Here is a 23601-nt window from a genome sequence, read left to right on the forward strand (position 1 = left end):
TTGTCTGTAAACGATTTCAATGCGAAAAATGCTTGAATGGCTTATGTAGCAAGCGCAAGCAGCTATCAAAAATAGAGGTACTTCCATGACCCCCATCACCCCCCAGGAAGCGCTGCAGCGCACCATCGAGCACCGCGAGATCTTCCACGACGAGATGCTGCACCTCATGCGCATGATCATGAGCGGCGAACTCTCGCCCGTCATGACCGCGGCCATCACCACCGGCCTGCGCGTGAAGAAGGAAACCATCGGCGAGATCACCGCCGCCGCGCAGGTGATGCGCGAGTTTTCCCACAAGGTGCAGGTGCACGACACCAAGCACCTCGTGGACATCGTGGGCACCGGCGGCGACGGCGCCAACACCTTCAACATCTCCACCTGCGCCACCTTCGTGATCGCCGCCGCGGGCGCCAAGGTCAGCAAGCACGGTGGGCGCAGCGTCAGCAGCAAGAGCGGCAGCGCCGACGCCATGGAGGCGCTGGGCGTGCACATCAACCTGCAGCCTGCGCAGATCGCGCAGTGCATTGACGACGTGGGCATCGGCTTCATGTTCGCGCCCAACCACCACCCCGCCATGAAGAACGTGGCGCCGGTGCGCAAGGAGCTGGGCGTGCGCACCATCTTCAACATCCTGGGGCCGCTGACCAACCCGGCAGGTGCGCCCAACATCCTCATGGGCGTGTTCCACGAAGACCTGGTGGGCATCCAGGTGCGTGCGCTGCAACGCCTGGGCGCCGAGCACGCGCTGGTGGTCTACGGCCGTGACGGGCTGGACGAAATCAGCCTGGGCGCGGGCACGCTGGTGGGTGAATTGAAAGACGGCGCGGTGCGCGAGTACGAGATCCACCCCGAGGACTTCGGCCTGCGCATGGCGGGCACGCGGGCGCTGCGCGTGGAGAACCCGACCGAATCCAAGGCCATGCTGATGGGCGTGCTGCAGGGCGACGAAGGCCCGGCGCGCGACATCGTCTGCCTGAATGCCGGTGCCGCCTTGTATGCTGCCAATGTGGCCGACTCGCTGGAAGACGGCCTGCGCCGCGCCCAGCAGGCCCTGGCCAGCGGCGCGGCCCTGGCCAAGCTGCAGCAGCTGGTCGCCTACACCCAGAAGCTCGCGGCCTGAGCGCACGGCGATGAGTCTGCTGGACGCTCCCATCTGGAACGACCCCGCGACGTGGATCGTGCTGGGCGTGTCGCTGCTGTTCATCGTCGTGGGCATCGTGATGCACCGCATCATCATGAAGGTGGTGCGCGGCCCGGCACCGCCCACGCAAGGCCACGAGGGCCCGGTACCTCCGCGCGAATGAGCGGGACGGGCGCTGGCGCCGGTGCGCGCCGTCACCATTGACGCTCCCTGCGGGGGGCAAGGAAGCAAGCATGTCCGACATCCTGAAGAAAATCTGCGACGTGAAGGTCGAGGAAGTGGCCGCCGCGCAAAAGCGCGTGTCCTTCGCCGACATGCGCCGCGACGCCGAGAGCCGCGTGCTCACGCGCGACTTCGTGGGCGCGCTGCGCGCCAAGATCGACCAAGGCCAGGCCGGCGTGATCGCCGAAATCAAGAAGGCCAGCCCCAGCAAGGGCGTGATCCGCGAGGATTTCATCCCGGCCGACATCGCGCAAAGCTACGCCGAGGGCGACGGCAAGGTCAGCGCGGCCTGCCTGTCGGTGCTGACCGACCGCCAGTTCTTCCAGGGCCAGCCCGATTACCTGAAGCAGGCACGCGCCAGTTGCCCGCTGCCGGTGCTGCGCAAGGACTTCATGATCGATCCGTACCAGATCTACGAGTCGCGCGCCATGGGCGCCGACTGCGTGCTGCTGATCGCCGCCTGCCTCGAGGATGGCCTGATGGCCGAGATGGAGCAGATCGCCCGCAGCCTGGACATGGCCGTGCTGGTGGAGGTGCACGACGGCGCCGAGCTGGAGCGCGCGCTGCGCCTGCAGACGCCGCTCGTGGGCATCAACAACCGCAACCTGCGCACCTTCGAGGTCAGCCTGCAGACCACGCTGGACCTGAAGAAGGAAGTGCCCGCCGACCGCCTGCTGGTGGCCGAGTCCGGCATCCTTGCGCCGGTGGATGTGCACACGCTGCGCGATGCCGGCGTGAATGCGTTCCTGGTGGGCGAGGCCTTCATGCGCGCGCCCGACCCGGGGCGGGCGCTGGCCCAGCTGTTCGCCTGACGGCCGCAGGCCGGGCGTCCCCCGGGGTTGGGGCGGTGGCGGCATACTGCGCCCATGAAAGTCATCGGGCCGCGTCGATGAGCCTTGTCTGAGGCGGTTACCCGGCCATTCTTATCGTGCCCGCATGGAGGAGTTGCCTTGCGCGAGAGACCGGATACGCAGGCCGAGCGTTTTCGCAGGGAGTGGTGGTTGCTGGCGGGCCTGTGGCTGGCGCTGGGGGCGCTGATCGCGGTCGTGCTGATCCTGGAGCGGCGCGACACCGAGGAACGCGAGCGCCAGCAGGTCGCGCACCAGGTGCATATCGTCCATGAGAACCTGGAGCGCCAACTGCATGCCGTGAACCAGGCGCTGGGGGATATTGTTGCGAACCTGGCGCAGTGGCGCGCGCGCCCTGAAGGCGCCTTGCCATTCAACGAGCGGCTGCGGGCCTTCAGCGACGCCATGACCGGCGTGCGCACGCTGACCGTGCTGGATGCCGAGGGTACGGTGGTCGCCTCCAGCCGCGCCGAACTGCTCGGGGAGAACTTTGCCTACCGCGATTACTTCCAGTCGGCGCGGCGACTGGCAAGCCGCGAGCAGCCCTCGCTGATCGTCAGTGCGCCCATGCGCACGGTGTTGGGTATCTGGGCCATCACGTTGTCGCGCCCGGTGGTGGCGGAAGATGGGCTGTCCGGCGGCGTGGTCGCGGCGACGCTGGACCCCGACGAGTTCAAGACCTTGCTGGATTCCGTGCGCTACGCCCCCGACGTGGAGAGCACCCTGGTGCACGGCGACGGCGTGCGCTTCCTGCGCGTGCCCGAACGGGCGGGGCTGCTGGGCGCCACGCTGGCACAGCCCGGCACGCTCTTTCAGGCGCACCTGGACAGCGGGCGGATGGAAAGCCTCTTCGTCGGCGCGATGGAGCCGGACCCGGCCGTGCGGCTGGTGGCGCTGCACACCATCTTTCCGGCGCACCTGCACATGGACAAGCCGTTGGTTGCGGCCGTTGCGCGGGACTGGAGCCAGGTGTTCGCCGCCTGGCGCGCGCGGGCCTGGACGCTGGGCGTGGCATGGCTGCTGACGGGGGTTGCCATTGGGCTGGGCCTGGGCTTCATGCAGCGCCGGCGCCGCCAGCTGTGGCGCCGCGAGCAGGCGCTGGCTGCCCAGGAAGCCGCCTTGCAGGCCCGCTGGCAGGCGGTGCTGCACGCCACCCAGCAGGGCGTGTGGGACTGGGACATGGCCGCGGGCACGGTGTATTTCTCGCCGGTATGGAAGACCATGCTCGGCTACGCAGAAGGCGACATCGGCGACGGCCTGCAGGAATGGGAAAGCCGCGTGCATCCCGACGATCTGGCGCGCGTGCACGCCGACGTGGCGCGCCACCTGGCGGGTGAAACGGTGGTCTATGAAAACGTGCACCGCATGCGCTGCAAGGACGGCAGCTACAAATGGGTGCAGGACCGCGGCCAGGTGATCGCGCGCGACGCCAGCGGCCGACCCGCCCGCCTCATCGGCACCCACACGGACGTGACCGCGCAGCGGCAGCACCAAGAGACGCTGGACCGCCTGGCCGAGAACGTGCCCGGCGCGCTGTACCAGTACCAGCGCGAACCCGACGGGCGCAGTCACTTCCCGTACGCCAGCCCCGGGGTGCAGGACATCTACGGGCTTCCCCCGCAGGCCCTGTGCGTGGACGCGGAGCAGGTCTTCGCGCGCATCCACCCCGACGACCTGCAGGCGCTGCGCGAGAGCGTGCTGGCATCCGCGCAGACCCTGGAGCTGTGGCGCACCGAATACCGTGTGCTCGTGCCGGGCGAGCGCGAGCGCTGGGTCAGCGACCAGGCGCGGCCCGCGCGCACGGCCTCGGGTGCCGTGCTGTGGCATGGCTATATCCATGACGTGACGCTGGCCAAGCAGCAGGCGCTGCAGCTGCAGGAGACCGAGCGCCTGCTCAGGCATCTGATGCAGGAAATGCCCATCGGGCTGTGCATGATCGATGCCGCGGGCGTGATCTACTTTCGCAACCGGCGCTTCATGGACCTGTTCGGCTACACCGAGGCCGAGGTGCCCACGTTGGGGCAGTGGTGGCCGCGCGCCTATCCCGATCCGCACTACCGCGAACAGGTCATCGCCGCGTGGAACGCAGACCTGGCGCAGGCAGGCGCGCAGGGGGGCGAGATCGCGGACAGGGAATACCGCGTCACCGACCGCGACGGCAGGCTGCATACGATGACCATCGGCGGGCTCGCGTTTGGAGACCATTGCATGGCCACGTTCGTGGACGTGACCGAGCAGCGCGCGCAACATGAACTGCTGCGCAAGTTGGCCTTCATGGACGGGCTCACGGGCCTGGCCAACCGCCGCCAGTTCGACCGCACCCTCAAAGCCGAATGGCGGCGCTGCCGGCGCAGCGGCCAGCCCCTGTCCGTGGTGATGGTGGACATCGACCATTTCAAGCAGTTCAACGACCTGTATGGCCACCAGCAGGGCGACGATTGCCTGCGCGCCGTGGCCGCCGCGCTGCGCGGCGGCCTGGGGCGGTCGCACGACCTCGTGGCCCGCTACGGCGGTGAAGAGTTCGTCTGCCTGCTGCCCGAGTGCGACCTGGACGGCGCGCGCGCCAAGGCGCAGGCGCTGTGCCGGGCCGTGCATGCGCGGCAGATGGAACACCGCGGCTCGCCGATTGCGCCCGTGGTCACGGTGAGTGCCGGGGTGGCCTGTGTGGTGCCCGGCGCCGAAGACACCCCCGAACAGTTGCTGGCGCGCGCGGATGCGAACCTGTACCGCGCCAAGGCGGCAGGCCGCAACCGGGTGCATGATGGAATGGATTAGCTATCGTAAATATAGCTTGTAACGCAGAATGGATAAGCCTTGGAGCATGATTTGATGCTAAATACTCCCGCCGCCACGCAACTGCAAAGTGCCGACCCCGCCGACTGGCCTGTCGCGCCGGGCTGGCAGCCGCTGGTCGACACGTTCTTTGCCAGCGCGCGCGGGCGGCAGTTGCTGGCCTTCCTGCAGGCGCGGCTGGAGGCCGGAGCCGCCATCTTCCCGCCGCAGCCGCTGCGGGCGCTGCAGCTCACCGCCCCCGAGGATACGCGCGTGGTCATCCTGGGGCAGGACCCGTACCACGGCCGTGGCCAAGCCGAGGGGCTGGCCTTTTCGGTCGCGCCGGGCGTGCGCCTGCCGCCCTCGCTGCAGAACATCTTCAAGGAAATGCAGCGCGACATGGGCGTACCCTTCCCACCGTTTCCCAACCCGGGCGGCAGCCTGGTGAAGTGGGCGCAGAACGGTGTGCTGCTGCTCAACACCTGCCTCACGGTGGAAGAGGGCCAGGCCGCGAGCCACGCGGGCAAGGGCTGGGAGCAGTTGACCGATGCCGTCATCCGCGAGGTGGCCGAAGGGCCGCGCCCCGTGGTGTTCATGCTCTGGGGCAGCCATGCGCAGTCCAAGCGTGCCTTCATCCCGCAGGACCGGGGGCACCTGGTGCTTACCTCCAACCATCCCTCGCCGTTGTCGGCGCTGCGCCCGCCCGTGCCGTTCATCGGCAACGGCCACTTCGGCCAGGCGCGGGCGTTCCGCCAGCAGCACGGGTACTGATCAGCGCCGCTCGCGCACCGTCAGCCACGCGCTCGCGGCGCCGCTGGCGGCGATCAGGCAGATGCCCAGCAGCGACCAGCGGTCCGGCATGTGGCCGTACACCGCCCAGCCGGCCAGCATGGCAAACGCGATCTGGGTGTAGAGGAACGGCGCGATCGTGGCGGGCGCTGCGCAGGCGTAGGCCCGCAGCAGCAACAGATGGCCCAGCGCGCTCGACAGTCCCATGACCACCAGCCCCAGCCATACCCAGGCGCTGGTGATGGCGGTCCACACGAAGGGCGCCGCCAGCGTCATCAGCCCGGCGGCAATCCAGCTGGTGTAGAACTGCGTGGTCGTGGGGGCCTCCTGCCCGGCCATGCGGCTGCTCAAGATCTGGTACCCCGTGCCGCAGGCCAGCATGCCCAGCGGCAGCACCAATACCCAGCTGAAGGACTGGCCGCCCGGGCGCAGGATCAGCAGCACGCTGGCCAGCCCCGTTGCCACCAGCAGCCAGCGCAGTGGGCTGACCGGCTGGCGCAGCCACAACGCGGCCACGAGCGTCACGCACAGCGGCGTGGCGGCCACGATGGCGGTGAACTCCGCCAGCGGCATGGCGCGGATGCTGAAGATGCCGAACAGGCTGGTGGCCGCGAACAACACCGCGCGCAACAGCTGATAGCGCGGGTGGTCCGTGCGCGGCGGGCGCCAGCCGCTGCGTGGCAGCACATAGGCGCTGGTGACCAGCGACTGGAACACATAGCGCAGCCACAGCGCCAGCAGCAGCGGCGTGGTGGCGCTCACCAGCTTGGTGGCGGTGTCCAGCAGCGCGAACGAGGCGCAGGCGCCCACCGTGAGCGCGATGCCGGCCAGGGCGGTGCGGGGGCTGTGCCCGGCCGGCGCGGCGCTCATGCGCGGGGCCGCTCCAGCAGCATGCAGTCGCCGTAGCTGAAGAAGCGGTAGCGCTGCGCGACCGCGTGGCGGTACAGGTGCATGATGTGCTCGTAGCCCGCAAAGGCGCTCACCAGCATCATCAGCGTGCTCTTGGGCAGGTGGAAGTTGGTGAGCAGCAGGTCGACCACCTGGAACTGGAAGCCGGGCGTAATGAAGATGCTGGTGTCGCCCGCGGCCTGGCCGCTCGCGGCCCAGGATTCCAGCGTGCGCACCGTGGTCGTGCCCACGGCCACCACGCGGCCGCCGCGCTGGCGGCAGCGCTCCAGCGCCGCCAGCGTGGCCAGCGGCACCTCGTACCACTCGCTGTGCATGCGGTGCTCGGCCAGGTTCTCGGTCTTCACGGGCTGGAAGGTGCCCGCGCCCACGTGCAGCGTGACGCTGGCGCGCTCGATGCCGCGCTCGGCCAGGCGGGCCAGTACGGCATCGTCGAAGTGCAGCGCGGCCGTGGGCGCGGCCACCGCGCCGGGCGCACGCGCGAACACGGTCTGGTAGCGCTCGCTGTCCTCGCCGGCATGGGGGTCGTTGCCGCCGGCCTGCTGGCGCTCGATGTAGGGCGGCAGCGGCAGGTGGCCGTGGCGCTCCATGAGCTCCCAGGGGCTCTCGCCCGCGGGGCCGCGCAGGGCCAGGCGAAACAGCGGGCCGTCCGCATCCGGGTAGCGGCCGAGCAGCGTGGCGTCGAACCCGCCCGCGGCCGCGCCGCCGGCCAGGTGGAGCGTGGCGCCGGGCAGCGGCTTCTTGCTGACCTTCATGTGCGCCACGACCTCGTTGCCGGTGAGCACGCGCTCGATCAGCAGTTCCAGCTTGCCGCCGCTGGCCTTCTCGCCGAACACGCGGGCCTTGACCACGCGCGTGTCGTTGAACACCAGCAGGTCGCCCGGCTGCAGCAGGTCGGGCAGTTCGCGGAAGATGCGGTCGGTGGGCGGGGCGGTGCGCCCGTCCAGCAGGCGCGAGCCGCTGCGCTGGGGGGCCGGGTGCTGGGCGATGAGCAGCTCGGGCAGCTCGAAGTCGAAGTCGCTCAGGGTGAAGGTGCGGGGTGCAGTGGAAGCAGAGGACATGCGGGGCTTGAGGGCCGGACGGGCCCGTTCCAAGGCAGAAAGACAAGCCCGCGATTCTCGCAAAGATGCCGCCGCCGTGCAGCGCGTTGGTGCACCTCGGGCGCTACCAGCGAGGATCGGGCAGGTCGGACCAGAGTTGCGCGAGGTCGGGGAACTGCCAGCGCGCCGGGTCCTCGCGCGCGATGATCTTGTCGCGGCAGTCGGGCTCGGACAAGTCCACCACCTCGGGGAGGATGCGCAGATCGGATCGGGTGGAGTAGAAGACCCTCACGCGCGGCGCGATCAGCTTGCCTGGCGACTGCTCGGTCACCACACCCAGGCGGCCCGAGGCGAGGCGCACCAGCGACCCCACGGGGTAGATGCCGATGCTCTTGACGAAGGCCTGGAACAGCCGGCTGTCGAAATGGTCGCGGGTCCATTCCGCCATGCGGCGCAGCGACTCTGAGGGGTCCCAGCCGCGCTTGTAGGGCCGGTCGGAGGTGACGGCGTCGTACACGTCGCAGATGGCAGTCATGCGCGCCAGCGTGCTGATCTGCTCGCCCGTGAGGCGGTGGGGGTAGCCCGTGCCGTCCATCTTCTCGTGGTGGTGCAGGCACGCGTCCAGCACGGGCTCGGGCAGGTCGGTGCCCTGCAGCAAGTCGTAGCCGGCCACGGGGTGGCTGCGCACCACGGTGAACTCGTCGTCGGTCAGCTTGCCGGGCTTGTTGAGCACTTCCAGCGGCACGGCCGCCTTGCCGATGTCGTGCAGCAGCCCGGCCAGCCCGGCCATGCGCGTGGCGCCATCGTCCATGCCGATCTGCCGGGCCAGCGCCACCATCAGCGCGGACACGGCGACCGAGTGCATGTAGGTGTACTCGTCGGCCGTCTTGAGCCGTGCCAGGCTGATGAGCGCGCCGGGGTTGCGCGTGACCGAGTCGGTGATCTCGTCGACCATCTCCTGCGCCACGGCGGTATCGATGGCGCGGCCCAGGCGTGCCTGGCCGAACATCGTGACCACGGCCTGCTTGGCCTGCGAGCAGATGGCCGCGGCGCGGCGCAGCTCCTGGTCCATGCCTGCCGGCTGGGGCGTCACGGCCGGGGCAGGCGTGGGCTGGGTCGGCAGGTCCTCCAGGTGCTGGAAGTCGCTGTCCAGCTGCGCGTCGGCTTCGGCGCGGGACACGCAGGCCGTGCCGGGCGCGATGTCCAGGCCCTTGGATGTGTCGATCCAGACCTCGTGGATCTCCGTGGCGCGGATGCGCGCCAGGTCTTGCGGGTCCTGCAGCAGAAAGCGCGAGCGCCAGAAGGGGTGCTCCATCCAGGAGCCGCAGAACTCATGCAGGTACATGCCCAGGGTGAGATGCTTGACTTCGATGCGCTTGAGCATGACGGGAGACGACGAGACGGTAACGTGTGGTAACTGCGGGCATGGTAGCCTTTTTGCCGTGCCCAGACCCACACGTTCCTCCACGTCCGCCTCGTCCTCCGCGAAGCCCGCCCCCAGCCCCGCACAGCAGGCCCTCGTCAAGCTGGGGCTGGTGCGCGACATCGACCTGGCCCTGCACCTGCCCCTGCGCTACGAGGACGAGACGCGCATTACGCCGATCCGCAGCGCACGCGATGGCGACACGGTGCAGATCGAGGCCACGGTGACCGCCAGCGAGGTGCAGATGCGCCCGCGCCGGCAACTGGTGGTGACCGTGGAGGACGGCACCGGCAGCTGCGAGCTGCGCTTCTTCAGCTTCTACCCTTCGCACCAGAAGACCATGGCCGTGGGCGCGCGCCTGCGCGTGCGCGGTGAAATCAAGGGGGGCTTCTGGGGCCGCCAGATGCTGCACCCGGCGTTCCGCAAGGCCGAAGGGGACTTGCCCGCGGCGCTGACCCCCGTCTATCCCACGGTGGCGCAGCTGCCTCAGGCGTACCTGCGCCGCGCCGTGGCGAGCGCCCTCACGCGCGTGGAATTGCCCGAGACGCTGCCGCCGGGGCTGGAGCCCCCCGCGGTCCCCTCGTGGGTGCGGGGGAATGGCCAAAATGGCCTCCAGCGCCCATGGAGCCTGCGCGAGGCGCTCCTTTTTTTGCATCACCCCACGCCCGATGTGGCGCTGGCCACGCTGCAGGACCACAGCCACCCGGCGTGGCAGCGCCTGAAGGCCGAGGAACTGCTGGCGCAGCAGCTGTCGCAACTCACCGCCAAGCGCGAGCGCGCCCGCCTGCGTGCCCCGGCCCTGCGCCCGCAGGCGCAGGCGGGAAGCACGCCGCTGCACGAACAATTGCTGGGCGTGTTGCCCTTCAGCCTGACGGCCGCGCAGCGCCGCGTGGGTGAAGAGATCGCGCGCGATCTGGCCCGGCCGGTGCCCATGCACCGTTTGCTGCAGGGCGACGTGGGATCGGGCAAGACCGTGGTGGCTGCGCTGGCCGCCACGGTGTGCATGGACGCAGGCTGGCAGTGCGCGCTGATGGCGCCCACCGAGATCCTGGCCGAGCAGCACTTCGCCAAGCTCATCGGCTGGCTGCAGCCGCTGCTGGCCGCGCGCGGGCGCCAGGTGGCGTGGCTGGTGGGCGGACAGAAGAAGAAAGAGCGCGCCGAGATGCTTGCGCGCATCGAAAGCGGCGAGGCCGCGCTGGTCGTGGGCACGCACGCCGTCATCCAGGAGCAGGTGCGCTTCAAGAACCTGGCGCTGGCGGTGATCGACGAGCAGCACCGCTTCGGCGTGGCACAACGCCTGGCGCTGCGCAAAAAGCTGGAGCACGCCGGCATGGAGCCGCACCTGCTGATGATGAGTGCCACGCCCATCCCGCGCACGCTGGCCATGAGTTACTACGCCGATCTGGATGTGTCCACCATCGACGAGCTGCCGCCTGGGCGCACGCCCATCGTCACCAAGCTGATCGCGGACAGCCGCAAGGATGAGGTGGTCGAGCGCATCGGCGCGCAGGTGGCGGCGGGCCGGCAGGTGTACTGGGTGTGCCCGCTGATCGAGGAGAGCGAGGCGCTGGACCTGTCCAACGCCACCGCCACGCACGCCGAGTTGAGCGAGGCGTTGCAGGGCGACGCGGCGCACGGGCGCGCGCCGGTGATGGTGGGCCTGCTGCACTCGCGCATGCCCGCCGCCGAGAAGAAGGCCGTGATGGACCTGTTCAAGGGCGGGCAGATGGGCGTGCTGGTGTCCACCACCGTGATCGAAGTGGGCGTGGACGTGCCCAACGCCTCGCTCATGGTCATCGAGCATGCCGAGCGCTTCGGCCTGTCGCAGCTGCACCAGCTGCGCGGGCGCGTGGGGCGCGGCGCGGCGGCTTCGGCCTGCGTGCTGCTGTACTCCACGGGCGATTCGGGCCGCCTGGGCGAGACCGCGCGCGACCGCCTGAAGGCCATGGCCGAGACCACCGATGGTTTCGAGATCGCGCGGCGCGACCTGGAGATCCGCGGGCCTGGCGAGTTCCTGGGCGCTCGCCAGTCGGGCGACGCACTGCTGCGCTTTGCCGACCTGGCCACCGATACGCTGTTGCTGGAATGGGCGCGCGAGACGGCGCCGCAGATGCTGGACCGCCACCCGCTGCTGGCCGAGCACCACATCCAGCGCTGGCTTGGCGGAAAATCGGACTATCTCAAAGCCTGATGGGCCGCCCGTGGCCGCATAGCGCGGCGGGCGTTGCACAATGGCCGATTCTGCCGGCCGGATTCGCCATGACTCTTACCGAACTCAAATACATCGTCGCCGTTGCGCGTGAAAAACACTTCGGCCGCGCCGCTGAAGCCTGCTATGTCTCGCAGCCCACGCTGTCGGTAGCGGTGAAGAAGCTCGAGGACGAGCTGGAGGTCAAGCTCTTCGAGCGCAGCGCGGGCGATGTCTCCGTCACGCCGCTGGGCGAGGAAATCGTGCGCCAGGCGCAGAGCGTGCTGGAGCAGGCCGCCGCCATCAAGGAGATCGCCAAGCGCGGCAAGGACCCGCTGGCCGGCGCCCTCACGCTGGGCGTGATCTACACCATCGGCCCCTACCTGCTGCCCGAGCTGGTGCGCCATGCCATCGCGCGCACGCCGCAGATGCCGCTGATGCTGCAGGAGAACTTCACCGTGAAGCTGCTGGAAATGCTGCGCACCGGGGAGATCGACTGCGCCATCATGGCCGAGCCCTTCCCCGACACCGGCCTGGCCATCGCGCCGCTGTATGACGAACCCTTCTTGGCGGCCGTGCCCAGCAGCCACCCGCTGGCCGAGCGCGATGCGGTCTCGGCGTCGGAACTCAAGAACGAAACCATGCTGCTGCTGGGCGCGGGCCACTGCTTTCGCGACCACGTGCTGGAGGTGTGCCCCGAGTTCGCGCGCTACGCGAGCAATGCCGAAGGCATTCGCCGCACGTTCGAAGGCTCGTCGCTGGAGACCATCAAGCACATGGTCTCCGCCGGCATGGGCGTGACGCTGGTGCCGCGCCTGTCGGTGCCGCGGGATGCGCTGCACACGGGTGCACGCCGGCGCAAGAGCGACGACACGCACATCCGCTACCTGCCCATCAAGGAGAGCGACGGCAGCCCGCCGCCCATGCGCCGCGTGGTGCTGGCCTGGCGGCGCAGCTTCACGCGCTACGAGGCCATCGCCGCGCTGCGTAACGCTGTCTACGCCTGCGAGTTGCCCGGCGTCACGCGCTTGTCTTGACGCAGGGCGATGCTGCGCGGCGCGGCAGTTGGTACAGTCATGGCAGAGTCATCCCAACCACCCAGAAAGGACGCACCATGGCCAAGCCCAGCAGCAAATCCGTCAGCACCAAGAGCGGCGCACCGCGCATCAACATCGGCATCAGCGACAAGGACCGGGCCGCCATCGCGCAGGGCCTGTCGCGCCTGCTGGCCGACACCTACACGCTGTACCTCACGACCCACAACTTCCACTGGAACGTGACGGGCCCGATGTTCAACACGCTGCACACCATGTTCATGGCGCAGTACACAGAGCTGTGGAACGCCGTGGACCCGGTGGCCGAGCGCATCCGCTCGCTGGGCCATGTGGCGCCGGGCTCCTACGCGCAGTTCGGCCAGCTCACCAGCCTGCCCGACGTGCCGGCCCAGCCGCCCAAGGCGACCGAGATGATCCGCATCCTGGTGGAAGGCCATGAGGCCGTGGCCCGCACTGCGCGCGAGCTGTTTCCCCTGGCCGACAAGGCCAGCGACGAGCCCACGGCCGACCTGCTGACCCAGCGCCTCACGGTGCACGAGCAGACGGCCTGGATGCTGCGCTCGCTGCTGGAGGACTGAGCGCAACTGTGCACTCGGGCCGGGCCATGTCCGCCACCGAGACAGAGATCAAGCTGGCGCTGCCCCCGCGCGATGCGGCGGCGCTGGCGGCGCGCCTCATGCGCGTGCCGGCGCTGGCACGCGCCACGCCGGTGCGTGAGCACCTGGTCAGCCTCTACCACGACACGCCTGCGCAGGACCTGCTGCGCCAGCGCGTCGCCCTGCGCCTGCGCCGCGAGGGGCCTGGGGGCGCGGGTGCCCGCTGGCTGCAGACCCTCAAGACCGCGGGCGACACCACGTCCGCGCTGAGCCAGCGCGGCGAGTGGGAAATGCCCGTGGCCGGCCCGGCGCTGGAGCTGCACCGGTTGGAGGGCACGCCCTGGCCCGCCATGGACCCCGATGGCGTGCTGGCCGCCGCGCTGCAACCGTGCTTTACCACCGACTTCGTGCGCACCCGCTGGCGTGTGCGGGTGCGCGGCGGCGCCGTGGTGGAGGTGGCGCTGGACGTGGGCGCCGTGACCGCCACGGTGGACGGCGCGGCGCATGCCACGCCGCTGTGCGAACTGGAGCTGGAATTGCTGCAGGGGCCCCCTGAGGCACTGCTGGCGCTGGCGCGGCGCATCGCGCGGCACGTGCCGGTGCTGCCGCTGGCCGCGAGCAAGGCCGCACGCGGCTACGCGCTGCTGCACCCGCCGGCCAGCCCGGCCGTGGAGGCCCAGCCGCCCGCGCTGAAGCGCGGCATGACGGTTGCGCAGGTCGCCGAACGCGTGCTGCAGGAGCCTTTCCACCAGTTCTGCGCCAACCTGTTTGCGCTGCAGCAGGGCAGCGATGCGCCCGAGGTGGTGCACCAGGCCCGCGTGGGCTGGCGCCGGCTGCGCAGCCTGGCGCGCCTCTTCGCCCCGGCCTGCGCCGCGCGGCCGGCCCCCGCCGCCGCGGCGCTGGCGCCGCTGCTGCAGTCCCTGGGACATTTACGCGACCTGGATGTGGCGCGCACCCAGACGCTGCCTGCGTTGGCCGCGCACTACGCGCAGGGCGGCGCGCGGCAGGCCGCCGCCTGGGCGGCAGCGCAGGCCGCGCTGGATGCCGCCGCAGACCAGGCCCGCGCGCAAACGCGCGCCGCACTCCATCGGCCCGCCGTGGGCGCCGCGCTGCTGGCCTGGCAGGACTGGTTGCATGGCTGGGCGCTGGCCGCGCAGGGGGAGTGCGGCGTGGACGCCTGTGCCAGCGATGCCCTGGCCGGCGCGCCGGCGCGGCACTGGGTGCGCAAGCGCGTCCAGCGGCTGGTACGGCGCCTGGGCGCGGCGCTCAAAACGGCGGGCGATGACGAAGGCCTGCACCATGCCCGCATTCTCGCCAAGCGGTTGCGCTACGGCAGCACGTCGCTGGCGCCGCTGCTGCCCCGTCGCATGGGCCGCCACCGGGGCGCGGCCGAGCAGTGGCAGGAGCGCCTGGGCGCGCAGCGCGACTGGGCGCAGGCCGCCGCTCTGGTGGCTGGCTGCGGGGGCGATGCCGCCGTGGTTGCCTTCCTGCGCGGGGCCGCGCTGGGGCGCGGCTGGGATCCCCTGCGGGACGCCGCGCGCCGTTGAACGGCAGTCTTCCGCTCACGGGCAGTGCCGTGGGACCACGCGGACGCGCCGGCCGCCATGGCGTATAAAAGCGGGCTTTGGCGCACGCTGGCGGGCACCCCCCCCCGTGTGCTGCGTCGTCCGCGGGCCTTGTGCCTTAGGTGTCCGTGTCCGCCCCGTGGCGCCCCGCGCAACCTGTGTTTTCCCTTGCCTCCATGTCCGCTGTCGCCCCGCGCTCCCGCCTGTCCCTGTACCTCGACCTGATCCGCTGGAACCGCCCCGCGGGCTGGCTGGTGCTGGTGTGGCCCACGCTGGCGGCGCTGTGGGTGGCGGCGGACGGCTTTCCCGGCTGGCACCTGCTGGCGGTTTTCGTGGCCGGCACGGTGCTCATGCGCAGTGCCGGTTGCACCATCAACGACATTGCCGACCGCGACTTCGACCGCCATGTGAAGCGCACCACGCAGCGCCCCATCACCAGCGGCCAGCTGGGCGTGAAAGAGGCCGCGCTGGTGGGCGTGGTGCTCACGCTGGTGGCTTTCGTGCTGGTGCTCACCACGCGCTGGGAGGCGGTGGCCTGGTCGGTGCCCGCGGTGTTGTTCACCATCCTGTACCCGTTCACCAAGCGGTTCTTCGCCATGCCGCAGGCGTTCCTGGGCATTGCGTTCAACTTCGGCATCGTGATCGCCTTTGCGGCCGTGCAGGGCCGGGTGCCGGCCACGGCCTGGGTGCTGTGGCTGGCCAACCTGTTCCTGGTGCTGGCCTACGACACCGAGTACGCCATGGTGGACCGCGACGACGATCTGAAGATCGGCATGAAGACCTCGGCCATCACGCTGGGGCGCTTCGACGTGGCGGCCATCATGGGCTTCTTCGTGCTGTGCCTGGGGCTCACGGCGTGGGTGCTCGCGCCCTACGGCCTGGGCTGGCCGCTGTGGCTGGGGCTGGGCGTGGCGGCGGCGCAGGTGGCGTGGCACTTCACGCTGATCAAGGACCGCACGCGCGAGGGGTGCTTTACCGCCTTCAGCAAGAGCCACTGGATCGGCGCGGCGATCTTTGCCGGCGTGGCGCTAGGGTATTTGCTACGCTAGTGATAGCTGCCAGCGCTTGACAGTCAAGCGCTGGAGCTATTTTTGACGCATGAATCAGGCGCCGAACTCGGCCGCCAGTTCCTTGGCACGGGCCTCTGCCGCGCGCATGGCGGCGATGAAGTGCGCTGGCACCTGTGCCGCCTGCAGGTGCGTGATGGCGGCGTGCGTGGTGCCGCCCTTGCTGGTCACACGCTGGCGCAGCACCTCGGCGCTCTCGGGCGAGCGCGCGGCCAGCTCCGATGCGCCCTGGAACGTGGCCACGGCCAGCTGGTAGGCCTGCGCGGGGGGCAGGCCCATGTCCACGCCGGCCTGGGTCATGGCTTCGAGGAACAGAAACACATAGGCCGGGCCGGAGCCCGACAGCGCGGTGACGGCGTCGAGCTGCTCCTCGGCCTCCACCCAGACGAACTGGCCGGTGGTGGCGATCACGCGTTCCACCAGCGCCTTGCCCTGCGGGTCCACTTGCGGGCGGGCGAACAGGCCGGTGATGCCCTTGCCCACCAGCGCGGGGGTGTTGGGCATGGCGCGCACGATGTGCTGCGTGTCCAGCCAGCGCGCGATGCTGTCCGTGGGAATGCCGGCGGCCACGCTCAGGTGCAGGGCGGTGGCGGTGTGGGCGCGGGTGGCGGCGGCGGCTTCCTTGAAGGTCTGGGGCTTGACGGCCCAGACGACCAGCGCGGCGCGCGCGAGCGCATCGCCAGCCGCGGGCTGCGCGGTGATGCCGAACTTCTCCCGCAGCGCGGCGCGCGCGGGCTCGAAGGGTTCGACCACCTCGATCTGGCCGGCCGGTAGGCCGCGCTGCAGCAGGCCGCCGATGATGGCGCTGGCCATGTTGCCGCCGCCGATGAAGGCAATGGGGGGAAGGGGGGATGCGCTGGCTGTCATGGGATTGGGCGGGGAAGCGATGGGGTCAGGCGGCATTGTGCGCCGTCCAGCATCATTCAGAGTGATTCAAAAACAGGAGCTGCTCGCGCTTGCTATGCAGGGGATTCAGAGGGTTTTGTGTCTGAAAATGCGTTGCAGCAAGCGCCAGCAGCTATGGTTTTTACGTCAACCGGGTAGCACGGCCTGCGCGACGGCGTGCTCCCAACGCGCCATCAACGCCTCGGCCTGGCTGCGCGGCAGGGTGGGGGTAAAGCGCCGCTCGGCTTGCCACAGGGCAGACAGCTCGTCGGTGCTGGCATACACGCCGCTCGCCAGGCCCGCCAGGTAGGCGGCGCCCAGGGCGGTGGTCTCCACCACGGCGGGGCGCACCACGGGAATGCCCAGCAGGTCGGCCTGGAACTGCATCAGCAGGTCGTTCACGCAGGCGCCGCCGTCCACGCGCAGCTCGCTCACCGGGGCGCCGCCTGCGGCCACGGCGTCGCGGCTCATGGCGGCCAGCAGCGCGGCGCTCTGGTAGGCAATGGATTCGAGCGCGGCGCGCGCGATGTGCGCGATGGTGGTGCCGCGCGTGAGGCCGGTGATGGTGCCGCGCGCGTCGGGCTTCCAGTAGGGCGCGCCCAGCCCGGTGAAGGCAGGCACCATCATCACGCCGCCCGAGTCGGGCACGCTTTCGGCCAGCGCCTGCACCTCGGAGCTGGCCGAGATGGCGCGCAGCCCGTCGCGCAGCCACTGCACCACGGCGCCGCCCACGAACACGCTGCCTTCCATGGCGTACTCGGGCGATCGGCTGGCTTGCGCCGCGCTGGTGGTGAGCAGGCCGTTCTCGCTTTTCTGAAAGCGGCTGCCGGTGTGCATGAGCATGAAACAACCCGTGCCGTAGGTGTTCTTGGCCATGCCGGCGGTGAAGCACGCCTGGCCGAAGAGCGCGCTTTGCTGATCGCCCGCCACGCCGCCGATGGCGATCGGGCCGCCCAGCAGCGCCGCGTCGGTGGCGCCGAAGTCGCTGGCCGATGGCAGCACCTCGGGCATCAGCGCGCGCGGGATGCGCAAAAGCTGCAGCAGCTCATCGTCCCACTGGTTGGTGTGCACGTTGAACAGCATGGTGCGGCTGGCGTTGCTCACGTCGGTGACATGGCGCTTGCCGCCGGTGAGCTGCCAGATGAGCCAGCTGTCCACGGTGCCGAAGGCCAGCTCGCCGGCCTCGGCCGCGTCGCGCGCGCCGGGCACGTGGTCCAGCAGCCACTGCAGCTTGGTGCCGGAGAAGTAGGCGTCGATCAGCAGGCCCGTCTTGGCCTGGATGGCGGCGGCATGGCCCTGTTCGCGCAGTTGCGCGCAGGCGGGCTCGGCGCGCCGGTCCTGCCAGACGATGGCGTGGTGCACGGGCTGGCCGGTGCGGCGGTTCCACAGCACGGTGGTCTCGCGCTGGTTGGTGATGCCCAGGGCGCGCACGTCCTGCGCGGTGATGCGCGCCTCGCGCAGCGCGTCCTGCGCGGTGGCGAGCTGCGTGCGCCAGATCTCGCGCGGGTCATGTTCCACCCAGCCGGGGCGGGGATAGATCTGCGGCAGCTCGCGCTGCGCCTGGGCCACGATGCGGCCACGTTCGTCGAACACGATGCTGCGGGAGCTGGAGGTGCCTTGGTCGAGTGCGAGCAGGTAGGTCATGGGCGGAGCGTAACGTGTTGGGGCGCTGTTCAGTCGCCGGGAGGGCCTCTCATGCGGCAGCCACGGTGCATTGCACGCCGGCCTCGTGCAGCAGGGCCGGGAAGGGCTCGGGCGGCGGCGCGTCGGTGAACAGCCGGTCGATCTGCGCGAGCTGCGCCAGCTGCACCATGGCCGGGCGGTTGAACTTGGTGTGGTCGGCGGCCAGCCAGACCTCGCGCGCGTGTTCGATGATGGTCTGCGCGACCTTCACCTCGCGCATGTCGTAGTCGCGCAGCGAGCCGTCGGGCTCGATGCCGGAGATGCCGATGAGCGCGATGTCCACGCGGAACTGGCGGATGAAGTCCACCGCCGCCTCGCCCACGATGGCGCGGTCGCGCTTGCGCACCACGCCGCCGGCCACGATCACCTCGCAGTCGGGGTTGGCGCACAGGATGGCGGCCACGTTCAGGTTGTTGGTCAGCACGCGCAGGCCCTTGTGGTGCAGCAGCGCCTTGGCAATGGCTTCGGTGGTGGTGCCGATGTTCAGGATCAGCGAACAGTTGTCGGGCACCTGCGCGGCCACGGCGCGTGCGATGCGCGCCTTGCCCGTGGAGTTCAGCGCCTCGCGCTGGGTATAGGCCAGGTTCTCCACGGTGGAGCTGGGCATGCGTACCCCGCCATGAAAGCGGCTGACCAGGCCCAGTTCGGCCAGGCGCTGTACGTCGCGGCGCACGGTCTGCAGCGTCACGCCCAGGATGTCGGCCAACTGCTCCACGCTCAGCGACTTGCGCAGGCGGACTTCATCGAGCAACTGGAGTTGGCGGGGGTTGGTGTTCACGGGCGGCGCTGGGGCGGGCATGTCAGTGGGGCGGGATGCACTTTAAAACGAACAAAAAGGAATCGAACAAGGGTAAACCTTGATTCGTTTCGATCACAAAAGAACAAAAATGAATGAATACGAAGATTTTGTCGGGAGTGGCAGGCGTGCGGACGCCTGGCACCCCGCTGCCACAGGGGAGGCGAGGAGCGCGCATGGAGCTGATTTTGGACGGCATCACCAAGCGGGTCGGCCCGCAGGTGTGGCTGCATGGCATGGACCTGCGGCTGCACAGCGACGCCGTGACCGTGCTGCTGGGGGCCACGCAGGCGGGCAAGACCAGCCTGATGCGCATCATGGCCGGGCTGGATCGGCCCACCGAGGGCCGCGTGCGTGTGGACGGCGTGGACGTCACCGGCGTGCCCGTGCGTGAGCGCAACGTGGCCATGGTGTACCAGCAGTTCATCAACTACCCGTCGCTCACGGTGGCGGACAACATCGCCTCGCCGCTCAAGCTGCGCGGCGACAAGAACGTGGCCGCGCGCGTGCGCGAACTGGCCGAGCGGCTGCACATCACGCCTTTCCTCGATCGGCTGCCGTCCGAGCTGTCGGGCGGGCAGCAGCAGCGCGTGGCGCTGGCGCGCGCACTGGCCAAGGGCGCCCCGCTGATGCTGCTGGACGAGCCCCTGGTCAACCTGGACTACAAGCTGCGCGAGGAGTTGCGCGAGGAACTGTCGCAACTGTTCGCCGCCGGCGGCTCTACCGTGGTCTACGCCACCACCGAACCGGGCGAGGCGCTGCTGCTGGGCGGCTACACCGCTGTGCTGCACGAGGGTGAGCTGCTGCAGTACGGCCCCACGGCCGAGGTGTTCCACGCGCCGCGCTCGCTGCGCGTGGCACGCGCCTTCAGCGATCCGCCCATGAACCTGCTGCCCGCGCAGCCCGTGCCCGGCGGCGTGCAGCTGGCGGGTGGCAGCGTGCTGGCCCTGCGCCAGCCGCTGCAGGCCCCTGCGGGCGGCACGCTCACGGTGGGCCTGCGCGCCAGTGCCCTGCGGCTGGCCCAGCGCGCGGGCGACGTGGCGGTACAGGGCGTGGTGGAGCTGGCGGAGATCTCCGGCTCCGACACTTTCGTGCACGCCGCCACGCCCTGGGGCGCGCTGGTGGCGCAGGTCACGGGCGTGCACTATCTGGAACTGGGCAGCGCCGTCACGCTGTACCTCGATCCGGCGCAGGCCTATGTGTTCGGCGCCGATGGCGCGCTGGCCCTGGCGCCCGTACGCGCCTCGGAACGCGCGCAGGGAGGGCACTGACATGGCGCGCATCGAGCTCAACCTGGCGCATTCCTACAAACACCGCCCGCAGCAGGACAGCGACTACGCGCTGCTGCCGCTGGACATGGTCTTCGACGACGGCGGCGCCTACGCGCTGCTGGGCCCCTCGGGCTGTGGCAAGACCACCATGCTGAACATCATGTCCGGCCTGCTCGTGCCCTCGCAGGGGCAGGTGCGGTTTGACGGCCGCGACGTCACGCGCGCGAGCCCGCAGGAGCGCAACATCGCCCAGGTGTTCCAGTTCCCGGTGATCTACGACACCATGACGGTGGCCGAGAACCTGGCCTTCCCGCTGAAGAACCGCAAGGTGCCTGAGGCGCACATCCGCCAGCGCGTGGGGAAAATCGCCGAGATGCTGGAGATGAGCGGCCAGCTCGACCAGCGCGCGGCCGGCCTGTCGGCCGACGCCAAGCAGAAGATCTCGCTGGGCCGCGGCCTGGTGCGCGAGGACGTCGCGGCCGTGCTGTTCGACGAGCCGCTCACGGTGATCGACCCGCACCTCAAGTGGCAACTGCGCCGTAAGCTCAAGCAGATCCACCATGAGCTCAAGCTCACGCTGATCTACGTGACGCACGACCAGGTGGAGGCACTCACCTTCGCCGACCAGGTGGTGGTGATGACGCGCGGGCGCGTGGTGCAGATGGGCACGCCGGGCGATCTGTTCGAGCGCCCGCAGCACGCCTTCGTGGGCCACTTCATCGGCTCGCCGGGCATGAACTTCCTGCCCGCGCAGGTGCAGGGCGGCGAGATCACCGTGGCCGCGCAGCGCTGGGCCCTGCCGCGTGCGCTGCCGGAGGGCACTGTGCAACTGGGCGTGCGCCCCGAATACCTGGCCCTGGCCGACGCGCATGCGCCCGGTGCGTTGCGCTGCACCGTGGCGCGCGTGCAGGACGTGGGCACGCACCAGATGCTCACGGCCACCGTAGAGGGTCAGTCCCTCAAGGCCCGCTTCGCGCCCGAGCAGGCGCTGCCCGCGCCGGGCGAGGCGGTCTGGCTGCAGGTGCTGGGCGAGCACACCTGCTTCTACAAGAACGAGGAGCTGCTGCCATGAATGGCTACCCCCTGAGCCGCTGCGCGGCTTCCCCCTGGAAGGGGGACGGCGCCCTTTGCTGCGGAGCGGCCCTTGCTGGGCGCTCCGCCGTCTGCGCCGCACCAGTGGTGCGCGTCGCAGGCAATGCCCACGCCCTGGAGCACTGCCATGAGTAGTACGACCAAACCCGTGAACCAGAAGGCCTGGTTCCTGGTGCTGCCGGTGATTCTGTGCGTGGCCTTCTCGGCCATCCTGCCCTTGATGACGGTGGTGAACTACTCGGTGCAAGACATCATCAGCCCCGAGCGCCGCGTGTTCGTGGGCACGGAATGGTTCGCCGCCGTGCTGCGCGACGAGGAACTGCACGGCGCGTTGCTGCGCCAGCTCACGTTCTCACTGGCGGTGCTGCTGGTGGAAATTCCACTGGGCATCCTGCTGGCGCTCAGCATGCCCGCGCAGGGCTGGAAGTCGTCGGCGGTGCTGGTCATCGTGGCGCTGTCGCTCTTGATCCCGTGGAACGTGGTGGGCACCATCTGGCAGATCTTTGGCCGCTCGGACATCGGCCTGCTGGGCGCGGCGTTCGAGGCCATCGGCTTCGACTACAGCTACACCGGCAACGCCACCCACGCCTGGCTCACCGTGCTGGCCATGGACGTGTGGCATTGGACACCGCTGGTGGCGCTCCTGTGCTTCGCGGGGCTGCGCAGCATTCCCGACGCGTACTACCAGGCCGCGCGCATCGACGGTGCGAGCAAGTTCGCCGTGTTCCGCTACATCCAGCTGCCCAAGATGCGCGGCGTGCTGATGATCGCCGTGCTGCTGCGCTTCATGGACAGCTTCATGATCTACACCGAGCCTTTCGTGCTCACGGGCGGCGGGCCGGGCAACGCGACCACCTTCCTCAGCCAGTACCTCACGCAAAAGGCCGTGGGCCAGTTCGACCTGGGGCCGGCGGCGGCGTTCTCGCTGATCTACTTCCTCATCATCCTGCTGCTGTGCTTCATCCTCTACAACTGGATGCAGCGCGTGGGCACCACGCCGAAGGAGGGTGCCGGCCATGAATGAGCCCCGCTTCCAGAAACGCACACTGTTCCTGATCGCCTACCTGGTGTTCGCCGTGCTGCCCATCTACTGGATGGTCAACATGAGCTTCAAGACCAACGAGGAGATCCTGTCGAGCTTCTCGCTGTGGCCCCAGCACTTCACCTGGGCCAACTACCAGACCATCTTCACCGACGAGAGCTGGTACTCGGGCTACATCAACAGCCTGATCTACGTGGCCATCAACACGGTGATCTCGCTCACCGTGGCGCTGCCCGCGGCCTATGCGTTCAGCCGCTACCAGTTCCTGGGCGACAAGCACGTGTTCTTCTGGCTGTTGACCAACCGCATGACGCCGCCGGCCGTGTTCCTGCTGCCGTTCTTCCAGCTCTACACCACCGTGGGGCTGATGGACACGCACATCGCCGTGGCGCTGGCGCACCTGCTGTTCAACGTGCCGCTGGCGGTGTGGATCCTGGAAGGCTTCATGAGCGGCATCCCGCGCGAGATCGACGAGACGGCGTACATCGATGGCTACAGCTTTCCGCGCTTTTTCCTCACCATCTTCCTGCCGCTGATCAAGGCGGGCGTGGGCGTGGCAGCGTTCTTCTGCTTCATGTTTTCGTGGGTGGAATTGCTCTTGGCACGCACGCTCACCAGCGTGAATGCCAAGCCCATCGTGGCCACCATGACGCGCACCGTGAGTGCCAGCGGCATGGACTGGGCGACGCTGGCCGCTGCCGGCGTGCTGACCATCGTGCCGGGCGCCATCGTGATCTGGTTCGTGCGCCACTACATCGCGAAGGGGTTCGCGATGGGCCGTGTTTGAGGAGGGCGGGCAATGTTTGACTGGATGGCCTGGACCACCCCGGTGGCGGTGTTCTTCACCTGCATCGTGCTCATGCTGATCGGCATGACGGTGTGGGAAATCCAATCCCCCACGGTGGAGCGCAAGGGCTTCCTGCCCATGACCACCACGCGCGGCGACCGGCTGTTCATCGGCCTGCTCACCGCCGCGTACATCAACCTGGCCTGGGTGGGCCTGGGCGAGAAGATGGCGCAGTGGTTCTCGCTGGAGGCCGAGCCCTCGGTGTGGATCAGCTTCGTGCTGTCCATGCTGGTGCTGGCGCTGGTGCTGCGCAAAGGGTAGTCAAAAAAGATAGCTGCTTGCGCTTGATTTACGGCGGTTTGAGATAGAAAACTATCTAAAACCCAATAACAAAAAGCGCCAGTAGCTCACATTTTTATAAAAGGGGCCAGCC

Annotated in this window: 21 protein-coding genes; 15 read left to right on the forward strand and 6 right to left on the reverse strand. The window is 69.3% G+C overall.

The window, feature by feature from the left end; genetic code table 11:
• The first annotated feature begins 85 nt into the window (after nt 1–85).
• The 5 genes from trpD (at nt 86) to QY917_RS15705 (ending at nt 5754) form a co-directional block, all read left to right on the forward strand.
• Complete coding sequence (gene trpD, locus QY917_RS15685; RefSeq protein WP_088887794.1) at nt 86–1120, forward strand: anthranilate phosphoribosyltransferase; 1035 nt, start codon at nt 86–88, stop codon at nt 1118–1120.
• Nucleotides 1121–1130: 10 nt separating this feature from the next.
• Nucleotides 1131–1304 carry a hypothetical protein gene (locus QY917_RS15690; protein WP_162844513.1) on the forward strand — a complete coding sequence of 58 codons (174 nt, stop codon included), beginning with the start codon at nt 1131–1133 and terminating at the stop codon, nt 1302–1304.
• A 70-nt stretch (nt 1305–1374) separates the two neighbouring features.
• A complete protein-coding gene (gene trpC, locus QY917_RS15695; protein WP_088887793.1) occupies nt 1375–2175 on the forward strand; it encodes an indole-3-glycerol phosphate synthase TrpC in 801 nt (266 codons plus the stop codon).
• Nucleotides 2176–2313: 138 nt separating this feature from the next.
• Nucleotides 2314–4986, forward strand: a complete 2673-nt coding sequence (locus tag QY917_RS15700) for a diguanylate cyclase (RefSeq protein ID WP_123674849.1) — start codon at nt 2314–2316, stop codon at nt 4984–4986.
• 54 nt (nt 4987–5040) lie between these two features.
• Nucleotides 5041–5754 carry a uracil-DNA glycosylase gene (locus tag QY917_RS15705; protein WP_123674850.1) on the forward strand — a complete coding sequence of 238 codons (714 nt, stop codon included), beginning with the start codon at nt 5041–5043 and terminating at the stop codon, nt 5752–5754.
• Here QY917_RS15705 and QY917_RS15710 read toward each other — a convergent pair whose 3' ends face one another.
• The 3 genes from QY917_RS15710 to QY917_RS15720 form a co-directional block, all read right to left on the reverse strand.
• Nucleotides 5755–6642: a DMT family transporter gene (locus tag QY917_RS15710; protein WP_123674851.1), complete on the reverse strand. Its 888-nt coding sequence runs from the start codon at nt 6640–6642 to the stop codon at nt 5755–5757.
• Complete coding sequence (gene queA, locus QY917_RS15715; RefSeq protein ID WP_123674852.1) at nt 6639–7739, reverse strand: tRNA preQ1(34) S-adenosylmethionine ribosyltransferase-isomerase QueA; 1101 nt, start codon at nt 7737–7739, stop codon at nt 6639–6641. The genes QY917_RS15710 and queA overlap by 4 nt, the downstream gene beginning before the upstream one ends.
• A gap of 103 nt (nt 7740–7842) precedes the next feature.
• Nucleotides 7843–9102, reverse strand: a complete 1260-nt coding sequence (locus tag QY917_RS15720; protein ID WP_123674853.1) for an HD-GYP domain-containing protein — start codon at nt 9100–9102, stop codon at nt 7843–7845.
• Between the two features lie 58 nt (nt 9103–9160).
• Here QY917_RS15720 and recG point away from each other — a divergent pair, with 58 nt between their 5' ends.
• From recG to ubiA, 5 genes are all read left to right on the forward strand, one after another.
• Nucleotides 9161–11332, forward strand: coding sequence for an ATP-dependent DNA helicase RecG (recG, locus tag QY917_RS15725; RefSeq protein ID WP_123674854.1), 2172 nt, complete (start codon nt 9161–9163; stop codon nt 11330–11332).
• 68 nt (nt 11333–11400) lie between these two features.
• Nucleotides 11401–12366 (forward strand): LysR substrate-binding domain-containing protein, encoded by a 966-nt coding sequence (locus QY917_RS15730; protein ID WP_012655431.1) that lies wholly within the window; start codon nt 11401–11403, stop codon nt 12364–12366.
• A gap of 77 nt (nt 12367–12443) precedes the next feature.
• The gene (locus QY917_RS15735) at nt 12444–12962 is read left to right on the forward strand and encodes a Dps family protein (RefSeq protein ID WP_011803840.1); all 519 of its coding nucleotides are present in this window, start codon (nt 12444–12446) and stop codon (nt 12960–12962) included.
• A gap of 26 nt (nt 12963–12988) precedes the next feature.
• Entirely contained in the window at nt 12989–14527 is a 1539-nt protein-coding gene (locus tag QY917_RS15740; RefSeq protein ID WP_123674855.1) for a CYTH and CHAD domain-containing protein, read from the forward strand.
• 194 nt (nt 14528–14721) lie between these two features.
• Entirely contained in the window at nt 14722–15594 is an 873-nt protein-coding gene (gene ubiA, locus QY917_RS15745; protein ID WP_047350289.1) for a 4-hydroxybenzoate octaprenyltransferase, read from the forward strand.
• 54 nt (nt 15595–15648) lie between these two features.
• Here the strand turns inward: ubiA and proC are convergent, their stop codons facing one another.
• From proC to QY917_RS15760, 3 genes are all read right to left on the reverse strand, one after another.
• Nucleotides 15649–16479 (reverse strand): pyrroline-5-carboxylate reductase, encoded by an 831-nt coding sequence (gene proC / locus QY917_RS15750; RefSeq protein ID WP_041836159.1) that lies wholly within the window; start codon nt 16477–16479, stop codon nt 15649–15651.
• Nucleotides 16480–16644: 165 nt separating this feature from the next.
• Entirely contained in the window at nt 16645–18141 is a 1497-nt protein-coding gene (glpK, locus tag QY917_RS15755) for a glycerol kinase GlpK (protein WP_123674857.1), read from the reverse strand.
• Between the two features lie 49 nt (nt 18142–18190).
• The gene (locus tag QY917_RS15760; protein WP_041838933.1) at nt 18191–18958 is read right to left on the reverse strand and encodes a DeoR/GlpR family DNA-binding transcription regulator; all 768 of its coding nucleotides are present in this window, start codon (nt 18956–18958) and stop codon (nt 18191–18193) included.
• A gap of 194 nt (nt 18959–19152) precedes the next feature.
• On the opposite strand from QY917_RS15760, the gene QY917_RS15765 reads away from it, so the two are divergent.
• The 5 genes from QY917_RS15765 (at nt 19153) to QY917_RS15785 (ending at nt 23489) form a co-directional block, all read left to right on the forward strand.
• Nucleotides 19153–20247 (forward strand): ABC transporter ATP-binding protein, encoded by a 1095-nt coding sequence (locus QY917_RS15765; protein ID WP_123674858.1) that lies wholly within the window; start codon nt 19153–19155, stop codon nt 20245–20247.
• A 1-nt stretch (nt 20248) separates the two neighbouring features.
• The gene (locus tag QY917_RS15770) at nt 20249–21319 is read left to right on the forward strand and encodes an ABC transporter ATP-binding protein (protein WP_123675231.1); all 1071 of its coding nucleotides are present in this window, start codon (nt 20249–20251) and stop codon (nt 21317–21319) included.
• A gap of 147 nt (nt 21320–21466) precedes the next feature.
• Nucleotides 21467–22363, forward strand: coding sequence for a carbohydrate ABC transporter permease (locus tag QY917_RS15775; protein ID WP_123674859.1), 897 nt, complete (start codon nt 21467–21469; stop codon nt 22361–22363).
• Entirely contained in the window at nt 22356–23168 is an 813-nt protein-coding gene (locus tag QY917_RS15780) for a carbohydrate ABC transporter permease (protein WP_012655440.1), read from the forward strand. Before QY917_RS15775 ends, QY917_RS15780 begins: the two co-directional genes overlap by 8 nt.
• Before the next feature lie 12 nt (nt 23169–23180).
• Nucleotides 23181–23489 carry a DUF2160 domain-containing protein gene (locus tag QY917_RS15785; RefSeq protein WP_011803850.1) on the forward strand — a complete coding sequence of 103 codons (309 nt, stop codon included), beginning with the start codon at nt 23181–23183 and terminating at the stop codon, nt 23487–23489.
• Nucleotides 23490–23601 lie beyond the last annotated feature (112 nt).

This window comes from Diaphorobacter sp. C33 (assembly GCF_030503915.1).
Classification (GTDB): Bacteria; Pseudomonadota; Gammaproteobacteria; order Burkholderiales; family Burkholderiaceae_C; genus Diaphorobacter; species Diaphorobacter nitroreducens.

Coding starts and splice junctions, on each gene's coding strand:
- QY917_RS15770 (WP_123675231.1), top strand. CDS start 20,249: ATGGCGCGCATCGAGCTCAACCTGGCGCATTCCTACAAACACCGCCCG.
- QY917_RS15705 (WP_123674850.1), top strand. CDS start 5,041: ATGCTAAATACTCCCGCCGCCACGCAACTGCAAAGTGCCGACCCCGCC.
- QY917_RS15735 (WP_011803840.1), top strand. CDS start 12,444: ATGGCCAAGCCCAGCAGCAAATCCGTCAGCACCAAGAGCGGCGCACCG.
- trpC (WP_088887793.1), top strand. CDS start 1,375: ATGTCCGACATCCTGAAGAAAATCTGCGACGTGAAGGTCGAGGAAGTG.
- QY917_RS15730 (WP_012655431.1), top strand. CDS start 11,401: ATGACTCTTACCGAACTCAAATACATCGTCGCCGTTGCGCGTGAAAAA.
- QY917_RS15740 (WP_123674855.1), top strand. CDS start 12,989: ATGTCCGCCACCGAGACAGAGATCAAGCTGGCGCTGCCCCCGCGCGAT.
- queA (WP_123674852.1), bottom strand. CDS start 7,739: ATGTCCTCTGCTTCCACTGCACCCCGCACCTTCACCCTGAGCGACTTC.
- proC (WP_041836159.1), bottom strand. CDS start 16,479: ATGACAGCCAGCGCATCCCCCCTTCCCCCCATTGCCTTCATCGGCGGC.
- QY917_RS15780 (WP_012655440.1), top strand. CDS start 22,356: ATGAATGAGCCCCGCTTCCAGAAACGCACACTGTTCCTGATCGCCTAC.
- QY917_RS15775 (WP_123674859.1), top strand. CDS start 21,467: ATGAGTAGTACGACCAAACCCGTGAACCAGAAGGCCTGGTTCCTGGTG.
- QY917_RS15710 (WP_123674851.1), bottom strand. CDS start 6,642: ATGAGCGCCGCGCCGGCCGGGCACAGCCCCCGCACCGCCCTGGCCGGC.
- QY917_RS15785 (WP_011803850.1), top strand. CDS start 23,181: ATGTTTGACTGGATGGCCTGGACCACCCCGGTGGCGGTGTTCTTCACC.
- QY917_RS15690 (WP_162844513.1), top strand. CDS start 1,131: ATGAGTCTGCTGGACGCTCCCATCTGGAACGACCCCGCGACGTGGATC.
- QY917_RS15720 (WP_123674853.1), bottom strand. CDS start 9,102: ATGCTCAAGCGCATCGAAGTCAAGCATCTCACCCTGGGCATGTACCTG.
- QY917_RS15765 (WP_123674858.1), top strand. CDS start 19,153: ATGGAGCTGATTTTGGACGGCATCACCAAGCGGGTCGGCCCGCAGGTG.
- glpK (WP_123674857.1), bottom strand. CDS start 18,141: ATGACCTACCTGCTCGCACTCGACCAAGGCACCTCCAGCTCCCGCAGC.
- trpD (WP_088887794.1), top strand. CDS start 86: ATGACCCCCATCACCCCCCAGGAAGCGCTGCAGCGCACCATCGAGCAC.
- ubiA (WP_047350289.1), top strand. CDS start 14,722: ATGTCCGCTGTCGCCCCGCGCTCCCGCCTGTCCCTGTACCTCGACCTG.